The 14818-nt window shown below is 45.4% G+C and carries 15 protein-coding genes and 2 riboswitches; of the genes, 7 read left to right on the forward strand and 8 right to left on the reverse strand.

What is annotated here, in order from left to right; translation table 11 throughout:
* From QA442_RS15360 to thiX, 3 genes are read left to right on the forward strand one after another with little or no spacing between them, the layout of a single operon-like run.
* Positions 1-600 carry an ECF transporter S component gene (locus QA442_RS15360; RefSeq protein ID WP_095431450.1) on the forward strand — a complete coding sequence of 200 codons (600 nt, stop codon included), beginning with the start codon at positions 1-3 and terminating at the stop codon, positions 598-600.
* Positions 587-2230, forward strand: a complete 1644-nt coding sequence (locus QA442_RS15365) for an ABC transporter ATP-binding protein (RefSeq protein ID WP_095431451.1) — start codon at positions 587-589, stop codon at positions 2228-2230. The genes QA442_RS15360 and QA442_RS15365 overlap by 14 nt, the downstream gene beginning before the upstream one ends.
* Positions 2205-2969 (forward strand): HMP/thiamine ABC transporter permease ThiX, encoded by a 765-nt coding sequence (gene thiX, locus QA442_RS15370; protein ID WP_095431452.1) that lies wholly within the window; start codon positions 2205-2207, stop codon positions 2967-2969. The genes QA442_RS15365 and thiX overlap by 26 nt, the downstream gene beginning before the upstream one ends.
* A 30-nt stretch (positions 2970-2999) precedes the next feature.
* Here thiX and rsbRB read toward each other — a convergent pair whose 3' ends face one another.
* Positions 3000-3833, reverse strand: a complete 834-nt coding sequence (rsbRB, locus tag QA442_RS15375; RefSeq protein WP_014663708.1) for an RsbT co-antagonist RsbRB — start codon at positions 3831-3833, stop codon at positions 3000-3002.
* 222 nt (positions 3834-4055) lie between these two features.
* Between rsbRB and isp the strand changes: the two genes are divergently transcribed.
* From isp to guaD, 3 genes are all read left to right on the forward strand, one after another.
* Complete coding sequence (isp, locus tag QA442_RS15380; RefSeq protein ID WP_014663706.1) at positions 4056-5015, forward strand: serine protease Isp; 960 nt, start codon at positions 4056-4058, stop codon at positions 5013-5015.
* A 131-nt stretch (positions 5016-5146) separates the two neighbouring features.
* Positions 5147-5302, forward strand: a riboswitch (SAM riboswitch).
* Positions 5303-5429: 127 nt separating this feature from the next.
* Entirely contained in the window at positions 5430-7718 is a 2289-nt protein-coding gene (metE, locus tag QA442_RS15385) for a 5-methyltetrahydropteroyltriglutamate--homocysteine S-methyltransferase (protein ID WP_095431453.1), read from the forward strand.
* A gap of 173 nt (positions 7719-7891) precedes the next feature.
* Entirely contained in the window at positions 7892-8362 is a 471-nt protein-coding gene (gene guaD, locus QA442_RS15390; RefSeq protein ID WP_095431454.1) for a guanine deaminase, read from the forward strand.
* A 325-nt stretch (positions 8363-8687) separates the two neighbouring features.
* On the opposite strand, the gene ohrB is transcribed toward guaD, so the two are convergent.
* Positions 8688-9098, reverse strand: a complete 411-nt coding sequence (ohrB, locus tag QA442_RS15395) for an organic hydroperoxide resistance protein OhrB (RefSeq protein WP_095431455.1) — start codon at positions 9096-9098, stop codon at positions 8688-8690.
* Between the two features lie 142 nt (positions 9099-9240).
* On the opposite strand from ohrB, the gene ohrR reads away from it, so the two are divergent.
* On the forward strand, positions 9241-9675 hold the full coding sequence (gene ohrR / locus QA442_RS15400) for an organic hydroperoxide resistance transcriptional regulator OhrR (RefSeq protein WP_014663699.1): 435 nt from the start codon (positions 9241-9243) through the stop codon (positions 9673-9675).
* A gap of 40 nt (positions 9676-9715) precedes the next feature.
* Here ohrR and QA442_RS15405 read toward each other — a convergent pair whose 3' ends face one another.
* The 6 genes from QA442_RS15405 to ykkC all read right to left on the reverse strand — a co-directional run bounded on the left by QA442_RS15405 (position 9716) and on the right by ykkC (position 14605).
* The gene (locus QA442_RS15405) at positions 9716-10141 is read right to left on the reverse strand and encodes an organic hydroperoxide resistance protein (protein ID WP_014663698.1); all 426 of its coding nucleotides are present in this window, start codon (positions 10139-10141) and stop codon (positions 9716-9718) included.
* Between the two features lie 128 nt (positions 10142-10269).
* Positions 10270-11517, reverse strand: a complete 1248-nt coding sequence (gene proA / locus QA442_RS15410) for a glutamate-5-semialdehyde dehydrogenase (protein ID WP_014663697.1) — start codon at positions 11515-11517, stop codon at positions 10270-10272.
* An 11-nt stretch (positions 11518-11528) separates the two neighbouring features.
* The gene (gene proB, locus QA442_RS15415; RefSeq protein WP_014663696.1) at positions 11529-12626 is read right to left on the reverse strand and encodes a glutamate 5-kinase; all 1098 of its coding nucleotides are present in this window, start codon (positions 12624-12626) and stop codon (positions 11529-11531) included.
* Between the two features lie 350 nt (positions 12627-12976).
* Complete coding sequence (purU, locus tag QA442_RS15420) at positions 12977-13879, reverse strand: formyltetrahydrofolate deformylase (RefSeq protein ID WP_014663695.1); 903 nt, start codon at positions 13877-13879, stop codon at positions 12977-12979.
* Between the two features lie 70 nt (positions 13880-13949).
* Positions 13950-14267, reverse strand: a complete 318-nt coding sequence (gene ykkD / locus QA442_RS15425; protein WP_014476583.1) for a multidrug efflux SMR transporter subunit YkkD — start codon at positions 14265-14267, stop codon at positions 13950-13952.
* Positions 14267-14605 carry a multidrug efflux SMR transporter subunit YkkC gene (ykkC, locus tag QA442_RS15430; RefSeq protein WP_014663694.1) on the reverse strand — a complete coding sequence of 113 codons (339 nt, stop codon included), beginning with the start codon at positions 14603-14605 and terminating at the stop codon, positions 14267-14269. The genes ykkD and ykkC overlap by 1 nt, the downstream gene beginning before the upstream one ends.
* A 76-nt stretch (positions 14606-14681) precedes the next feature.
* A riboswitch (guanidine-I (ykkC/yxkD leader) is annotated at positions 14682-14793 on the reverse strand.
* Positions 14794-14818 lie beyond the last annotated feature (25 nt).

The raw sequence follows: 14818 nt of genomic DNA on the forward strand, positions 1-14818 counted from the left end.
ATGAAAAGCTGGAAAGTAAAAGAAATTGTCATCATGTCCGTTATCAGTATCGTATTTGCCGTTGTTTATTTATTATTTACACATTTCGGAAACGTGCTTGCAGGTATGTTTGGGCCAATTGCCTATGAACCGATTTACGGCATTTGGTTTATCGTTTCGGTCATCGCCGCATACATCATTCGAAAACCGGGTGCGGCGCTCGTTTCTGAAATCATTGCCGCTCTCGTTGAGTGCCTGCTGGGAAATCCGTCTGGCCCGATGGTCATCGTCATCGGCATTGTTCAAGGACTCGGGGCTGAAGCTGTATTCCTTGCAACACGCTGGAAAGCATACTCTCTCCCTGTCCTTATGCTGGCCGGAATGGGATCTTCAGTAGCCAGCTTTATCTACGATCTCTTTGTTTCTGGCTATGCAGCCTATTCACCAGGTTATCTGCTCATTATGCTTGTGATCCGTCTCATTTCCGGCGCGCTCTTGGCGGGGCTTCTCGGAAAAGCCGTCAGCGACTCTCTCGCTTATACAGGTGTGTTAAACGGAATGGCACTCGGAAAGGAACTGAAAAAGAAACGGAAGCGGGCGTCAGAACATGCAAGCCTTTGACGAGCTTCTGACAGTTGACCAGCTCAGCTTCTCTTATGAAGAAGACGAGAAACCGGTTTTTCAAAATATTTCGTTTGAGCTTCAAAAAGGAGAATGTGTTTTATTGCTAGGCCCCAGCGGGTGCGGTAAAAGCTCGCTCGCCCTTTGTTTAAACGGTCTATATCCGGAAGCTTGCGACGGCATTCAGTCCGGACATGTCTTTCTATTTCAAAAGCCGGTCACAAACGCTGAAACCACCGAAACGATTGCTCAGCATGCCGGGGTCGTTTTTCAGGATCCTGATCAGCAGTTCTGCATGCTGACGGTGGAGGACGAAATCGCTTTCGGGCTGGAAAATCTGCAGATTCCAAAAGAAGAAATGACAGAGAAAATCAATGCCGTATTAGAAAAATTACGTATTACCCATTTAAAAGAAAAAACGATATCCACCCTTTCAGGAGGACAAAAGCAGAAAGTGGCTCTCGCCTGTATTTTGGCGATGGAGCCTGAGCTTATTATTTTAGATGAGCCGACTTCTCTTTTAGACCCTTTCTCAGCGCGGGAATTCGTTCATCTGATGAAAGATCTTCAGCGGGAAAAAGGTTTCAGCCTCCTCGTCATTGAGCATCAGCTTGATGAATGGGCGCCTTGGATTGAGAGGACGATCGTGCTCGATAAATCCGGCCAAAAAGCGCTGGATGGCCTGACGAAAGATCTATTTCAGCACGAAGCGGAGACACTAAAGAAATTGGGCATCGCAATTCCAAAGGTCTGCCATCTGCAGGAAAAGCTGAGTATGCCGTTTACTTTATCAAAAGAAACGCTGTTCAAAGAGCCCTTTCCTGCCGGGCGTGCTGAAAAGAAGCCAACTCCTTCTGGAAAGAGTGTGCTCGAAGTCCGCAGCCTTTCGTTCGCGAGAGGACAACAAACGATTTTCGAAGACATCAGCTTTTCATTGCGCGAAGGCTCTTTGACGGCGCTTGTCGGCCCGAACGGCACTGGAAAATCGACGCTCTTATCTGTTCTGGCCCGTCTTATGAAACCGCAAAGCGGCAAAATCCTTCTCTATGATCAGCCGCTGCAGCAATATAAGGAAAAAGAATTGCGTAAACGAATGGGTTTTGTTTTTCAAAACCCTGAACATCAATTCGTCACCGATACGGTGTATGATGAGCTGCTGTTCGGCCAGAAGGTAAATGCTGAAACTGAGAAAAAAGCGCAACACCTGCTGAATCGTTTCGATCTTGCGCATTTGGCTGATCATCATCCGTTTGCGGTCAGCCAAGGGCAAAAACGGCGACTGAGCGTTGCTACCATGCTCATGCACGACGTAAAGGTTTTATTATTAGACGAACCAACCTTTGGCCAGGACGCCCGCACGGCGGCTGAATGTATGGAAATGATTGAGCGCATTAAGGCAGAGGGAACCGCTGTCCTCATGGTTACACACGATATGGAGCTAGTCTCTTCGTATGCTGACAGCGTGCTTGTGCTTCACAATACAGGCTTGGCCTTTGATGGATCTCCAGTGCAGTTGTTTTCTCAAGAAACAGGGCTTGCCCAAAAAGCAAAGCTCACCCTTCCCCTTCTATATGAATGGATGGCCTATCAAGAGGAGGTGCGCGATGAAGCAGCCGTTACATCTCATTAATCCAACCGTAAAAGCGGCGGCGGTTTTTTGTTGTGTCGTCATGCTGTCGTTTATTTACAACCCTTACACTCCGGCGTGTTTTTATATCATCATCGTTGCGGGTATTCTATTGGCGGCCGGAATCCCATTGAAAAAATGGTTGTTGTTTACGATTCCGTTTTTGATTTTAGCATTCGGATGCGTATGGACAGCCGCCGTTTTTGGAAAGGTGCCGACAACACCGGATAATTTTTTGTTTCAAGCAGGCCCTATCTCCATTAACAGCGATAATGTGTCTGTCGGCATCTCATTGGGCTTTCGTATTTTGTGCTTTTCCGCCTTATCGATGATGTTTGTTTTTACGACCGATCCGATTTTATTTATGCTGAGCCTTGTCCAGCAGTGCAGGCTCTCACCAAAGCTCGCGTACGGTGTCATTGCAGGCTTTCGCTTTCTTCCGCTGTTAAAGGATGAGGTCCAGCTGATCCAGCAGGCTCATAAAATCAGAGAAGGTGCGGCGGAGAGCGGCTTCATAAATAAAATCAGCGGGTTAAAACGATATACCATACCGCTATTGGCAAGCGCCATCAGAAAAGCAGAACGGACAGCGCTTGCGATGGAATCGAAAGGTTTTACAGGAAGCAGAAACCGGACATATTACAGGATGCTGTCCGTGAACCGACGCGACTGGGTGTTCTTTTGCCTCGTTCTCTTATTATTCGCGGGATCTTTTCTCGTATCTTTATGTTTCGCTTCATAAAAAAATCCGCTATCAAAGATAGCGGATTTTTTATTGATGATAGTTTAACGCTTGGGCAAGATTGGTTTTGATGGTAATATTTGAAAAATCAATTCCCAGCTGTACAGCGGTTTGCGCAATCTCAGGCCTGATTCCTGACAGGGTTGACCGGACACCGATCAGATTGAGCGCCTCAATCAATTTAAAAATCTGGTGCGCCACCATCGTATCCACTACCACAACACCTGACAGATCGATTAACAGATGCTCCACGCGTCTTTTTGCACAAGCTTGAAGCGTGTTTTCCAGAATAAACTTGGCCCGTTCGGTATCAATGTCACCGACAAGCGGCAGCAGAGCTGTTGATTTGCTCAGGGTAATGATAGGTGAGCTTAATTCCAATATCATTTCTCTCTGGGCGTTTAATTGTTGCTTAGCATTCATTTCAGCGTGATCAACGAATGTATAAATGGTGAAATCAAATACTTTTACAATCAAATCAGCCCATTTTTGCTTCTCTCCCGGTTCAAATGCTGACTCATTTTCTTCTGCGAACTTCTCAAAATACTTCGTATATAATCTCCGGTTTCTCATAAACTCCCGAATGACATACTGAACCGGTGTGTCGAGATGCTTTTGATCATTCGTCAGCTCAATGACCCACTCTTGAAATTCTTCGAGAAATTGTTTTTCCGGTAAAACATACATGTAATTCAGATGCCGGTAAAATTCTCTGTCCTGCTCTTTCAATTCTTCCGTTACTGTTGCATTATGTAAGGCGTAAAGCGAATTCGGATCACTTTCCTCCATCGTTTCTATCCATTCCTCGGCCATTTGCTCCACATGTTCTGAAAAAAACGCATATAATTTTTCATTCAGTTTCATCACACTGCTCCTTTCTCCAACATTATTATAACTTGACTGCCAGCTAAATCCCAGTCATACACGCTGAAGCCATCCAATATTTTGAAAATTACTAATTCTTTGGTGTGTATCCTATTTTTTCAAAATGCTTCAAATGGCTCTGTCCGATCGGTTGCTTTTTTCATATAATATGAGGCAACACCCTTGAATCCACTTGAAAGCATAAAAAAGGAGGGCTTTTTTATGAATGGTGAAATCCGCTTGATCCCGTATGTGACGAATGAGCAGATCATGGATGTAAACGAGCTTCCTGAGGGCATTAAAGTGATTAAGGCGCCAGAAATGTGGGCGAAAGGGGTAAAAGGTAAGAATGTAAAAATTGCTGTATTGGACACGGGATGCGATACGAGCCATCCAGATTTAAAAAGCCAAATCATTGGCGGAAAGAACTTCACGGATGATGACGGCGGCAAGGAAGATGCGATTTCCGACTACAACGGACACGGCACACACGTCGCCGGAACGATTGCAGCTAATGATTCAAACGGAGGCATTGCCGGAGTCGCGCCTGAGGCAAGCCTATTGATTGTGAAGGTTCTTGGCGGCGAGAACGGCAGCGGACAATACGAATGGATCATCAACGGCATTAACTACGCGGTGGAACAGAAAGTCGATATCATCTCAATGTCCCTTGGCGGACCAAGTGATGTGCCGGAGCTGGAAGAAGCCGTGAAAAACGCGGTCAAAAACGGAGTGCTTGTCGTGTGTGCAGCGGGAAATGAGGGTGACGGCGACGAACGCACAGAAGAGCTTTCCTACCCTGCGGCTTATAATGAAGTGATTGCAGTTGGATCTGTTTCTGTAGCGCGAGAATTATCAGAATTTTCTAACGCCAATAAAGAGATTGACCTTGTAGCACCAGGAGAAAACATCTTATCCACTCTTCCCAACAAGAAGTACGGTAAGCTTACCGGCACTTCAATGGCTGCCCCTCATGTCAGCGGTGCGCTTGCTTTAATCAAAAGCTATGAAGAAGAATCATTTCAAAGAAAGCTTTCAGAATCTGAAGTTTTCGCACAGCTAATCCGCAGGACACTTCCTCTTGATATTGCAAAAACGCTGGCAGGCAATGGATTCCTGTATTTAACAGCTCCTGATGAGCTCGCAGAAAAAGCAGAGCAATCACATTTGTTGACCCTATAAAATTATTTTTCTTATATAATATGCTCCAAATCATGTAGATAAAATTTCAAATTCTATGTTGACAATGAATTTGAATTACTGTTAAGATTACCAACAAATGATTCAACTTTTCGAAAAATTAATAACATTTTCTCTTATCGAGAGTTGGGCGAGGGATTGGCCTTTTGACCCCAACAGCAACCGACCGTAATACCATTGTGAAATGGGGCGCACTGCTTTTCGCGCCGAGACTGATGTCTCATAAGGCACGGTGCTAATTCCATCAGATTGAATCTGAGAGATGAGAGAGGCAGTGTTTTACGTAGAAAAGCCTCTTTCTCTCATGGGAAAGAGGCTTTTTGTTGTGAGAAAACCTCTTAGCAGCCTGTATCCGCGGGTTAACGAGAGTGTTTTACATATAAAGGAGGAGAAACAATGACAACCATCAAAACATCGAATTTAGGATTTCCCAGAATCGGACTAAACCGAGAATGGAAAAAAGCACTTGAAGCGTATTGGAAAGGCAGTACTGATAAAGATACGTTTTTGAAGCAAATTGACGAACTATTTTTATCCGCAGTAAAAACACAAATTGACCAGCAGATTGATGTTGTGCCTGTTTCTGATTTCACACAGTATGATCATGTACTCGACACAGCCGTCAGCTTCAACTGGATTCCGAAACGGTTCAGGCATTTGACTGACGCTACCGATACATACTTCGCTATCGCCCGCGGAATCAAAGACGCTGTATCCAGTGAAATGACAAAATGGTTTAATACAAATTACCATTACATCGTTCCGGAATATGACGAGAGCATTGAGTTCCGTCTGACAAGAAATAAACAGCTCGAAGATTATCGCCGCATCAAAGAGGCATACGGTGTTGAAACAAAGCCTGTGATTGTCGGCCCTTATACATTTGTTACGCTTGCTAAAGGCTATGAACCGTCTGAAGCAAAAGCGATCCAAAAACGTCTTGTGCCATTATATGTACAGCTTTTGAAAGAACTTGAAGAAGAAGGCGTAAAATGGGTTCAAATTGATGAGCCGGCGCTCGTTACCGCTTCTAGCGAAGATGTCCGCGGCGCAAAAGAATTATTTGAAAGCATTACAAGTGAGCTTTCATCCTTGAATGTGCTTTTGCAGACGTATTTTGATTCTGTTGATGCTTATGAAGAGCTGATCTCTTACCCAGTTCAGGGAATCGGCCTTGATTTCGTTCACGATAAAGGGAGAAACCTGGAACAGCTTAAAACACATGGCTTTCCGACAGACAAAGTGCTGGCAGCCGGCGTTATCGACGGACGCAATATTTGGAAAGCAGATCTTGAAGAGCGTCTCGATGCCGTTCTTGATATTCTCAGCGTTGCAAAAGTTGATGAACTGTGGATTCAGCCTTCAAGCAGCCTGCTGCATGTTCCAGTAGCGAAACACCCCGATGAGCACTTGGAAACAGATCTATTGAACGGATTATCCTACGCAAAAGAAAAGCTGGCCGAGCTGACAGCTTTGAAAGAGGGATTAGTATCAGGAAAAGCGGCGATCAGCGAAGAGATTCAGCAGGCTAAGGCTGATATCCAGGCGCTTAAACAGTTTGCAACAGGCGCCAATTCTGAACAAAAGAAAGAGCTTGAGCAATTAACCGATAAAGACTTCAAGCGCCCGCTTCCGTTTGAAGAACGTTTAGCCCTGCAAAATGAATCTCTCGGCCTTCCGCTTTTGCCGACGACAACGATCGGCAGCTTCCCGCAGTCTGCTGAAGTGCGGAGCGCGCGCCAAAAATGGCGGAAAGCTGAGTGGTCCAATGAACAGTATCAAAACTTTATCAATGCGGAAACAAAAAGATGGATTGATATTCAGGAAGAATTGGAGCTTGATGTCCTTGTTCACGGCGAATTTGAACGGACAGACATGGTCGAATACTTCGGTGAAAAGCTGGCCGGTTTCGCCTTCACTAAATACGCCTGGGTTCAATCATACGGATCACGCTGTGTACGCCCGCCAGTCATTTACGGAGATGTTGAATTTATTGAACCGATGACAGTGAAAGACACAGTCTATGCACAGTCATTGACTTCCAAGCATGTGAAAGGAATGCTGACGGGACCTGTTACAATCTTAAACTGGTCTTTCCCTCGAAACGACATTTCGAGAAAAGAAATCGCCTTCCAAATCGGGCTTGCGCTTCGCAAAGAAGTTAAAGCGCTTGAAGACGCAGGCATTCAAATCATTCAGGTCGATGAACCAGCGCTGCGTGAAGGCCTTCCATTGAAAACCCGCGATTGGGATGAGTATTTGACTTGGGCGGCAGAAGCATTCAGATTAACCACTTCTTCCGTGAAAAACGAGACGCAGATTCATACACATATGTGCTACAGCAACTTCGAAGATATCGTTGATACGATCAATGATCTTGATGCCGATGTGATTACAATCGAACATAGCAGAAGCCACGGAGGATTTTTAGATTACTTAAAAAACCATCCGTATTTGAAAGGGCTTGGCCTTGGTGTATATGACATTCACAGCCCTCGTGTGCCGTCAACTGAAGAAATGTACAACATTATTGTTGATGCGCTTGCCGTCTGTCCGACTGACCGCTTCTGGGTAAATCCGGACTGCGGATTGAAAACAAGACAGCAGGAAGAAACGGTTGCCGCATTGAAAAACATGGTTGAAGCTGCAAAGCAGGCGAGGGCACAGCAAACACAGCTAGTATAATTTTTCAAAAACCATCTGCATTTAGCAGGTGGTTTTTTCTATAATACAGCCATAATCGGTTTCTCATTTTAGCAAATCCCCCAAATACTTTGTTTATTTTGCACTTATTTAAGAATGTTCTTTGCATTCTTTTCGGCTATACTAATAACACTCTATTGACAGGAGGGATTGGGATGAATCATGAAACGTTCTTAAAACGGGCTGTCACTCTCGCATGTGAAGGAGTGAATGCAGGAATTGGCGGACCTTTTGGAGCCGTTATCGTGAAAGGTGGAGCCATTATTGCAGAGGGCCAGAACAACGTCACAACAAGCAATGATCCGACTGCCCACGCGGAAGTTACAGCTATTCGGAACGCCTGTAAGGTGTTAGGGGCATACCAGCTTGATGACTGCATTTTGTATACGAGCTGTGAACCATGCCCAATGTGCTTGGGCGCCATCTACTGGGCCCGGCCGAAAGCCGTTTTCTATGCAGCGGAGCATACAGACGCCGCCGAAGCCGGGTTTGATGATTCATTCATTTATGAAGAAATTGATAAACCCGCTGAAGAAAGAACAATTCCTTTTTATCAAGTGACTCTGACAGAGCATTTATCCCCATTTCAAGCATGGCGGAATTTAGCCGATAAGAAAGAATATTAAGAGAATCAGGCATGTACGGCCTGATTCGTGTTATTTCTTCAAGTAGCCGCTATGCCCCAAAACAGCAGTCATATACGCCAATTCAGCACGGCAGACACCGCACCAGCCGCCCGCTTCACCTGTAACTTTTCAGGCTTCAAACGCTGTGATCGCTTCTCTGACATTTTATCAATCATCTGTGCCCACACCTATCCCGTTCCGCGTCAATTCATCATGCATAAGTCTGAATCCATTTATAAGACATGTTTCAGACCTCGAGAAAAATCACGCCCGCTCTGTTTGCTTCCACACAAAAAACATCCTGAGAGTCTCAGGATGCCGGTTATTATTTTAATTTTAGTTTCACATCAACATTTTCTCTGGTTGCCTTGGAGTAAGGGCAGAATTCATGAGCGGCGTTGACAAGCTCTTGTGCCTTTTCCCGGTCTAAATCTTTCGTGTTCACAACAAGTGTGACACCGATTTTAAAGCCGCCGTCGCTCTCATCCTTCATGAGGCTGACCTGCCCTTCAATCTCCGAATCAATTTCGATATTTTGCTCTTTGGCCACATGTTCGAGCGCGCCGCCGAAGCATGCAGCGTACCCTGCCGCAAAGAGCTGTTCCGGATTGGTGCCGGTTTGTCCTTCTTTTTTCGCGTTTGGCATCACAATATCAAAATCAAGAACACCGTCATCTGATGTAATATGTCCTGCCCGTCCGCCTCGCGCGGTTACTTTTGCTGTAAATAATGCCATTTGTATTCAGCCTCCTTATTTATATCTAGTTGTTATATTTCCCTTTCTGATCTTTTTAAACATGCTATGTTTGCCGAGAATAGGAAAAGTGAAGTTTTTCAGATACAATAGAATCGAATGAAAAAAAGAGTTGGTGAACAAAATGGAAAATAAATTTGATCATATGAAATTGGAGAATCAGCTTTGTTTTTTGCTATATGCGAGTTCGCGGGAAATGACAAAGCAATACAAGCCGCTGCTTGATAAGCTGAATGTAACATACCCTCAATATTTGGCTTTGCTTTTGTTATGGGAACATGAAACACTTACTGTCAAAAAAATGGGCGAGCTGCTGTATTTAGATTCAGGGACACTTACTCCAATGCTTAAACGAATGGAACAACAGGGTTTGATTACGAGAAAAAGATCTGAAGAGGATGAGCGATCCGTGTTGGTCAGCCTGACAGAGGACGGGGCGTTATTAAAAGAAAAAGCGGTTGACATTCCAGAGACGATTCTAGGGCTCTCAAAGCTATCTGGAGAGGATCTCAAACAGTTAAAGTCCGCTCTATATACATTGTTGGAAACACTTCATTAAAAAAATTGAGGATGCCCTGTGCGGGGCATCCTCTTTTTATTTATTCAACAACTTCAAGCGTCACTTCAATATTTCCGGAGGTTGCTTTTGAATACGGGCAGACGCCGTGCGCTTTTTTCACAAGCGCCTCCAATTCTGATGCACTGACTCCTTCTCCTTTTACTTGCAGCGTCACACCCAGCTTATAACCCTGGTCCGCTTCATCCTTTAACAGGCTGACATTCGCTGTAACCTCTGTCTCTACTTTTACCCGTTCTGTTCTTGCGACAAGCTGCAATGCGCTGTCAAAGCAAGCTGCATAACCTGCTGCAAACAGCTGCTCTGGATTTGTCGCTTTTTCTAATTTCTTTGCTCTTGGTGTTCCCGGCATTGCGACATCAAGCTCAAGAACGCGGTCTGATGAAATGACCTTTCCTTCTCTTCCTCCTACCGCTGAAACAGTTGCTGTAAATAATGGCTGACTCATTTTTTTATCCCCCTAATATCTTTTGTACAATTAAATTGTACACAATCTATTTTGTAATGTCAATTTTTTGCCGCATAAAAAAAGCTTATCCCGTAACGAGATAAGCTTCTGTATCAAATATTTCCCCGCTATTCGCGGATTTGCCCAGTTCCTTTAATGATGTATTTAGTAGAAGTCAGTGCAGGAAGCCCCATTGGCCCTCTTGCATGAAGCTTTTGCGTGCTGATGCCGATTTCGGCTCCGTAGCCGAATTCAAAGCCATCAGTAAAACGGGTTGACGCGTTATGATAGACAGCGGCAGCATCGACAGCCGTTTGAAAATAAGCCGCGTTTTTGTCATTTTCAGTTAATATCGCTTCAGAATGATTGGTGCCGTATTGTTGGATATGCTTCACAGCTTCTTGGACGTTCTCAACCGTCTTTACGCTGAGGACAGGCGCTAAAAATTCAGTTTCCCAATCTTCTTTTGATGCTTGTTTGCTTGAAGGGTGAAGTTCACATACAAGTTCATCACCGCGAATTTCAACTCCCGCGTTTTCCAGCTGGGCCAGCAATTCTTTCCCGTGCTGTCTTGCCCATGCCTTGTGAATCAGCAATGATTCAATCGCGTTGCATACGGAAGGGCGCTGCGTTTTGGCATTTACGACAACCTTTTCTGCCATTTGCGGTTTAGCCGTTTCGTCGATGAATATATGGCAGTTTCCAGCTCCCGTTTCTAATACAGGAACTGTTGATTCTCTTACAACGAGATCAATTAGTTTCTTGCCTCCGCGCGGAATCAATACGTCTAAGCCATCATTTAACGTAAAGAGCTCTTTTGCTGTCTCTCTGCTCGTATCTTCAATCAGCTGCACAGCATGAATCGGAAGCGCTGATTGCTCAAGTGCTCTGTGAATGACACTGACGAGCGCTTTGTTGCTGTGGATGGCTGAGGAGCTCCCCCGCAGAACAACCGCGTTCCCTGTCTTTAGGCAAAGGGTAGCCGCATCGACTGTGACGTTTGGCCTCGCCTCATAAATCATTCCTACGACACCGAGCGGCACACGGATTTTTTCAATAAACAGGCCGTTTTCTTTTTCAATCGTTTCAAGAGAGTCGCCGACCGGGTCCGCTAAGTCGATTAAGAGCTCCACCGCGTCCGCGATATCGCGTATACGTTTCTCATCCAGCGTGAGACGGTCAATGATGTCCGGTGTTAAACCATTCTCTTTTCCGTTCTCAATGTCTTTTGCATTCTCCGCCAAGAGAAAATCCAGTTCTTTACGGAGTCCGTTTGCAATGAGACTGAGCGCCTCATCCTTCTCGACTGTTGTTTTCATGATCATTTCGGCTGCTGCTTCTTTCGCCTGCTTCGCTTTTACAGAAACTTCACTCATTTTTCCGCCTCCTAGTCTTTTACATTGACCCAGTCATTCCTATGAATAACCTCAAACGTTTTCTCAAAATCAAGTTCGTCACTTCGTTTGCCTTTAGCCTCCATAATCTCCTCGGAGGAGTAATGAGTTTGGCCTTTGCCGATCACGCCGCCCGGTCCCCTGACTTCCACAACCGCCCCTTTCGGAAAACTTCCGTTAACGCCCACAACGCCAGCGGGCAGCAGACTGCTTCCGTTATGGATCATCGCCTCTTCGGCACCCGCATCAATGATGATTTCTCCAGATATCGGAGAGTGGAACTGAATCCACTGCCTCGTGTTGTTAACCGAAGATAGTTCTTTGTCTCCGATATAAGTGCCGTCTCCCCTCCCGTCCAAAATGTCCGCAAGTTTTTGCGCCCCGCTGCCTGTTCCAATGAACACTTTCACTCCCAGAGACAGCGCGGTTTGTGCGGCTAACAGCTTTGATTTCATTCCGCCGGTGCCGACCTTTGATCCGGCTGAACCTGCATATCCAAGCATTTCAGGCGTGATCTCCGGCAAATAATCAAATCGTTTCGCCTCAGGATTTTCATTCGGATTGGCATCATACAGTCCGTTGATGTCGGTGAGAATCATAAGCTGGTCTGCGTGAATCAATCCGCTGACTAATGCAGAAAGCATATCATTATCTCCGAAAGTCAATTCTTCAACAGATGTAGAATCGTTCTCGTTGATAATCGGAATGACGCCCCGTTCTAATAATTCCATTATCGTAGCATATGCGTTTCGATACCGTTCTCTTTTCGAAAAATCATTTCTCGTTAAAAGGATTTGTCCCGGAGTCAATGAGTATTGTTTAAATTGATTCATATATTGCTGCATTAACAGTGTTTGTCCGACCGCAGCTGCCGCCTGTTTTCCTTTGATGGTAACGGGGCGGGACGGATAACCGAGGCTTGAAAAACCCGCCGCTACGGCTCCCGAGGTAATCAGGATCATTTCATGCCCCGCTTTTTTCAACACGGAAATGGCCTGAACATGCTCTCTGATTTTTGCCTCATCAATGCTCCCTTTGCTATTCGTGAGCGAACTGCTTCCTATTTTCACTACTATTCTTTGTTTTTTCATTTATTCTCCTCCGCGGCTCTTCTACAATAAAAAAACCCATTTCATCCTGATTCATAAGGACGAAATGGGTTTCCGTGGTACCACCTTGATTGAACGCGCTTGTGCACGCTCCGCTCTCCTGTAACGCCAGGTTATGCGCCTAGGTTTTCCCCCTAAGACTCCAAGGCAGGTTCGGCAGGTTTCATGCGGCAAAATGTTTCAGCGGGTCATTTTGCTCTCTGTCACAGAAAGGTCTGCTTACTAATCCTCTTCAACGCTCAATGATTTTTTTATATTATGCAAAGAAAAGAGACACTTGTCAAGGTTTTTTGTGATCAAAAATAGCCCGCATTGCGCGGGCATTTTGCGGTCTAGTTAAAGACGATTGTTTTATTTTCATGAACGATGACGCGGTCTTCCAAATGCCATTTCACAGCACGGGCAAGCACGCTGCGCTCAATTGTTCTTCCAATGTTTTTCAACGCTTCCGCATTATCGCGATGGTCTACGCGCTCAATATCCTGTTCAATGATTGGCCCTTCATCAAGATCGTTTGTCACATAGTGAGATGTCGCACCGATCAGTTTCACGCCGCGCTCGTAGGCCCGTTTGTACGGATTCGCACCGATAAAAGCAGGCAGGAATGAGTGGTGGATATTGATGATGCGATTCGGATGAGCCGAAACAAAATCAGGAGTTAGAATCTGCATATAGCGTGCGAGCACAATCACATCAATATCGTACTGCTCCAGGAGTTCAAGCTGCTTTTTTTCGACTTCCGCTCTGATGTCTTTGTTCGCTTTCATATAGTGGAATGGAATGTTCAGGCGCTCAACCAGCTCTCTCGCTTCCTCATGGTTACTGATGACAACAGCGATCTCAGCCATAAGGTTGCCGGTTTGCCATTCCCAAATCAGCTCATGCAGGCAGTGAAGCTCCTTTGAAACAAAGATGGCGACGCGCTTAAGCTCGCTTGCCAATGTTAAGCTCCAGGTCATGTCGAATTTTTCCGCAACAGAGGCAAACGCCGCTTGAAGGGATTCTTTTTTCTCACGAATGCCCGCACAGTCGAATTCGATTCTCAGAAAGAACCGTCCGCCTTCAGGGTCTGTCGTATATTGATTTGATTCGATAATATTAGCGCCGTGTTCAAATAAAAACGCGGAAACCGCGGAGACGATCCCCGGCTGATCGGGACAGCTGACCAAAAGGCGCCCTTTATCCTCATTTCCGTCACGGTAATCGTCCATCCGCTGAGTCATATATGATTTCATGAATAATCCCTCTTATCTTTGTAAGTCTAAACTATTTATCCATTATACTGAAGATTTGATAAAAATCAATTTATGACAAAATTTTTAAACCAACCGCTGAGCATAAAATCAACGCGATAAAGAAGATCCGTTTGGCGTCTTTCTGCTCCTTGTAAAAGAGGATGCCGACAAGCGCCCCGCCGGCGGTGCCAATCCCTGTCCAGACCGCGTAAGCCGTTCCCATCGGAATGGTTTCCATTGCGTAAGACAGCAAGGAAAATGAAGCGGCAAAACCAACAATGATCAACAGCACCCATTTCACGCTTTTTTCCTTCGCATATTGATTCATAAGGGCCACGCCGGCCATTTCTAAACAGCCCGCGCACAGTAAACTGATCCAGTGCAGCATTATGCCCCGCCTCCTTTTTCCTCTGTCTCATCCTGTGTCACAAGCTTCAATCCAATGACACCGATTAAGAGCACGCCAATTAACAATAGCTTCGGCCATCCAATTGGTTCATGAAACAGAATAATTTCACTAAGTACCGTTCCCGCTGTGCCGAGTCCGGTAAAGACGGCGTATACGGTACCGACAGGCAGACTATGAGTTGCTTTTATTAGAAGATAAAAGCTGAATATGATGCCGATGGCAGTGCCGCTCCATGTTAAGGCTGAGTCAGCGTGCTTTAAGCCTATCACCCAAACAACCTCGAAAACAGCGGCAAGCACGACCAATCCCCATTTCATTTGAGTCATTCCTTTCTATCTATTAAGATTCTCCCAAAACAAAAAAACCCCGGACAGTCGTCTCACATGAGATTGACTCTCCCGGGCTTTTTTCCCTCCGTGTGCATACGCGCTTCTATTTACGCGTATGTGTTTTCTCTCGGACCAGTCCATGTCCATTGACATGCGGAACCCTAGAAAACTTTACATGATATCATGATACTAAACTCAGCT

It is taken from the genome of Bacillus stercoris (assembly GCF_029772985.1).
Lineage (GTDB): Bacteria > Bacillota > Bacilli > Bacillales > Bacillaceae > Bacillus > Bacillus stercoris.

Excerpts from the sequence above, each read along its gene's own strand:
- QA442_RS15360 (WP_095431450.1), top strand. The coding sequence starts at position 1 with ATGAAAAGCTGGAAAGTAAAAGAAATTGTCATCATGTCCGTTATCAGT.
- QA442_RS15365 (WP_095431451.1), top strand. The coding sequence starts at position 587 with ATGCAAGCCTTTGACGAGCTTCTGACAGTTGACCAGCTCAGCTTCTCT.
- thiX (WP_095431452.1), top strand. The coding sequence starts at position 2,205 with ATGAAGCAGCCGTTACATCTCATTAATCCAACCGTAAAAGCGGCGGCG.
- rsbRB (WP_014663708.1), bottom strand. The coding sequence starts at position 3,833 with ATGAAACTGAATGAAAAATTATATGCGTTTTTTTCAGAACATGTGGAG.
- isp (WP_014663706.1), top strand. The coding sequence starts at position 4,056 with ATGAATGGTGAAATCCGCTTGATCCCGTATGTGACGAATGAGCAGATC.
- metE (WP_095431453.1), top strand. The coding sequence starts at position 5,430 with ATGACAACCATCAAAACATCGAATTTAGGATTTCCCAGAATCGGACTA.
- guaD (WP_095431454.1), top strand. The coding sequence starts at position 7,892 with ATGAATCATGAAACGTTCTTAAAACGGGCTGTCACTCTCGCATGTGAA.
- ohrB (WP_095431455.1), bottom strand. The coding sequence starts at position 9,098 with ATGGCATTATTTACAGCAAAAGTAACCGCGCGAGGCGGACGGGCAGGA.
- ohrR (WP_014663699.1), top strand. The coding sequence starts at position 9,241 with ATGGAAAATAAATTTGATCATATGAAATTGGAGAATCAGCTTTGTTTT.
- QA442_RS15405 (WP_014663698.1), bottom strand. The coding sequence starts at position 10,141 with ATGAGTCAGCCATTATTTACAGCAACTGTTTCAGCGGTAGGAGGAAGA.
- proA (WP_014663697.1), bottom strand. The coding sequence starts at position 11,517 with ATGAGTGAAGTTTCTGTAAAAGCGAAGCAGGCGAAAGAAGCAGCAGCC.
- proB (WP_014663696.1), bottom strand. The coding sequence starts at position 12,626 with ATGAAAAAACAAAGAATAGTAGTGAAAATAGGAAGCAGTTCGCTCACG.
- purU (WP_014663695.1), bottom strand. The coding sequence starts at position 13,879 with ATGAAATCATATATGACTCAGCGGATGGACGATTACCGTGACGGAAAT.
- ykkD (WP_014476583.1), bottom strand. The coding sequence starts at position 14,267 with ATGCTGCACTGGATCAGTTTACTGTGCGCGGGCTGTTTAGAAATGGCC.
- ykkC (WP_014663694.1), bottom strand. The coding sequence starts at position 14,605 with ATGAAATGGGGATTGGTCGTGCTTGCCGCTGTTTTCGAGGTTGTTTGG.